Origin of the sequence: Pelomonas sp. KK5 (genome assembly GCF_001984095.1) — a bacterium.
Lineage (GTDB): Bacteria > Pseudomonadota > Gammaproteobacteria > Burkholderiales > Burkholderiaceae_C > KK5.
The window spans coordinates 1-2,596 of sequence record NZ_LYVQ01000413.1 but is presented as its reverse complement, the minus strand read 5'-3'; the positions used below and the strand labels follow the sequence as shown (position 1 = coordinate 2,596).

Here is a 2,596-nt window from a genome sequence, read left to right as displayed (position 1 = left end):
TAGTCGGGCAGGCGCTCGCGCAGCGCGGCCAGCAGCGTGGCGCTGGTCTGCGTGCTGCTGCCGCCGATCCACGCATGCAGGCGCGGCGAACCGTTGCGCTCGATCTTCTCCACGTAGGCCTGCTCGACGCCGGGCAGGGCCAGGCAGGCCAGCTCGATGTCGCCGGGCTCAATGCGGTAGCCGCGCAGCTTGATCTGGCGGTCGGCCCGGCCGGCGAAGTGGAGCTGGCCGTGCGGATCGAGCCAGCCGCGGTCGCCGGTGCGGTACATGCGGCCGCCGGGCACGAAGGGATCGCCGACGAAGGCCTCGCGGTCCAGCTCGGGCCGGCCCAGGTAGCCGCGCGCCAGGCCGCCGCCGCCGATCCAGACCTCGCCGGCCACGCCGAAGGGCAGCGGTCGATACGCGGCGTCGAGCACGTAGATGCGGGTGTCGTCGATCGGCCGGCCCAGCGGCAGCGCGGTGTCGGCCGGGCTGGTGACGCAGGGCCAGGCGGTGGCGAAGATGGCCGCCTCGGTGGGGCCGTAGACGTTGTACAGCCGTGCGCCGGTCTCGCTGATGAAGCGGTTGGCCAGCTCGGCCGGCAGCACCTCGCCGCCGCAGCAGGCCACGCGCAGCTTCAGGCCCTCGCGGCCGTGCAGCCCGCTGAGCAGGCCGGCCAGCGTCGACGGCACCAGCGCGCAGAAGGTGGCACCGTGGCGCAGGATGAACTCGGCCAGGCGGCGCGGATGCAGCCGACCCGGCGGCGGCAGCGCCACGCTGGCGCCGACGGTGAGCGGCAGCAGCAGCTCGATCAGCGCGGGGTCGAAGCTCGGCTGCGTGGTCTGCGCGGCGCGGTCGCGCGAGTCGATGCCCCAGTGGCGGGCCAGCCAGGAGAGCCGGCGCGAGAGGCTGGCATGCGGCATCAGCACGCCCTTGGCGCCGCCGGTGGAGCCGGAGGTGTAGAGCACATAGGCCAGCTCCTGCGGCGCGGCGCGGCGCCAGGCAGGCGCGAGCGTGGGCAGCGCCGGCCCGGCCGGCTCGGCGCCGAGCACGGGCCTGACGCGCAGGACCAGCGGATGCAGTTCGGTAAGTGCCGAGTCGGTGACTTGCGGCAGCATCAGCGCCATCGCGCCGCTGTCGTTGAGGATCTCGCGCAGCCGGCTGGGCGGCGCTTCGGGATTCATCGGCAGGAAGGCGGCGCCCGACTTGGCGATGGCCAGCAGCGCCACCACCAGCTCCGGCGAACGCGGCAGCGCGGTGGCGACGATGCGCTCCGGCGCCGCGCCGGCCGCATGCAGCGCGGTGGCCAGGCGCTCGGCGCGCTGGTTCAGCTCGGCATAGCTCAGCTGGCCCTCGTCCCAGACCAGCGCCACCGACTGCGGCCGCAGCGCGGCCTGCTGCTCGAACTGCTCGACGAAGCTCTGCGGCGACGGGTGCTGCGCCAGGTCCTTGTGCAGGCCGGCCACCAGGGCGGCGGCCTCGGCCGGCGTCATGACCGCGATGTCGTCGAGCCGCCGCTCGGCCGGGCCGATCAGCTGCTGCGTCGTCCACCACAGGCGCTGCGCCAGCAGCGCGCTCTCGTCGGCGCTGAAGCAGGCGGCGCTGGCCTCGATCACCAGGGCCGGGTCGCGGGCCAGTTCGGCATCGTCGGCGGCGAACTCGCAGACGGTGATCGCCAGCGGATAGCGGGCCCAGCCGTTGAACAGCTGGTAGGGGTCGGTCAGCCGGGCCGCGCCATAGCTCAGCGCGTAGTCCTGGCGCTCGAAGGAGATCATCACCTCCAGCAGGCTGTCGCGCCCCAGGCGCATCAGCTGCAGCTGGCGGCCCAGCTCGCTCAAGGGGTAGCGCGAGTGGCGCAGGCCCTCGGCGAGCTGGTGGGCGGCGTGGGCCAGCAGGTCGCCGGCGCACATGCCCGGCTTCAGGCTCAGCCGCAGCGGCATCACGCCGACGAACATGCCCGGCGTCAGCCGGAACTTCTGCCCGAGGCGGTTCAGGCAGGGCACGCCGATCAGCAGCTCGGTCTTGCCAGTGCTGCGCGACAGGTACAGCGCCAGGCCGGCCAGGAAGCAGACGAAGGGCGTCAGCCCGCGCGCCGCGGCCTCGGAGCCCAGCCGCGCATAACGCGCATGTTCCATGCCATGGCTGACGATGTGGGCCGGCGGCAGCCCCTGCGGCGCCACGCCGTGGTGGCGGCGCTCGATCAGCGGCTCGGGCGGATCGCCGAGCTGCTTCAGCCAGTAGTCGCCGTCGCGCGCGTAGCCGGGGCCGGCCTGGTACTTGCGCGTCTCCTCGACGAACTGCAGGTAGCTGGCGCCGGCCGGCGCCGCTTCGCGGCCTTCGCGCAGCGCGTTGTAGAGCTCGGCCCAGCGCTTGAGCACCAGCGTCGTGCCCCAGCCGTCCATGATCGTGTGGTGGAACAGGATGGTGACGCCGTGCAGCTCCGGGCCGCCGCGCAGCAGCGCGAAGCGCCAGGGCGGCGTGGTCCCTAACTCATATTCCGAGCGGATGCGGCCGGCGCCCCATTCGCGGATCGCGCGGCGCGGGTCGGGGGCGTGGCTGAGGTCGGCCTCCTCCAGCTGCGGCTCGTGGCGGGCCAGCAGGCGCTGGGATCCGTCGG

General features: G+C 73.8%; 1 protein-coding gene. It reads right to left on the bottom strand.

Features of this window, described 5'->3' with window-relative positions; all coding sequences use genetic code 11:
- The coding region (locus B0W88_RS31120) for an amino acid adenylation domain-containing protein (protein ID WP_144007114.1) at window positions 1-2,596 on the bottom strand (2,596 nt) is incomplete at both ends.